Raw genomic sequence first — 276 nt, 5'->3', positions numbered from 1 at the left:
CTGGTCGCCTACGTCGGGCTCATGGACGCCGCGCGGCTGCGCCCCGGCGACACCGTCTTCGTCTCCAGCGCGGCCGGCGCGACCGGGAGCATGGCCGGGCAGATCGCCCGGCTCAAGGGCGCGGCCCGGGTGATCGGCAGCGCCGGGTCTCCCGCGAAGGTCGCCCATCTGACCGGGAAGCTCGGTTTCGACGCGGCGTTCGACTACCACGACGGGCCGGTCGCCGACTGGCTGCGCGAGGCGGCCCCCGACGGCATCGACGTCTACTTCGACAAC

General features: G+C 73.9%; 1 protein-coding gene. It reads left to right on the top strand.

Annotated features, from left to right (window positions below; genetic code table 11):
• On the top strand, positions 1–276 hold a 276-nt coding region (locus CCN51_RS30690; RefSeq protein ID WP_143675924.1), incomplete at both ends, for a zinc-binding dehydrogenase.

The organism is Streptomyces milbemycinicus (genome assembly GCF_002154605.1).
GTDB lineage: Bacteria > Actinomycetota > Actinomycetes > Streptomycetales > Streptomycetaceae > Streptomyces > Streptomyces milbemycinicus.
This window is presented reverse-complemented; position numbering and strand designations above follow the sequence as displayed.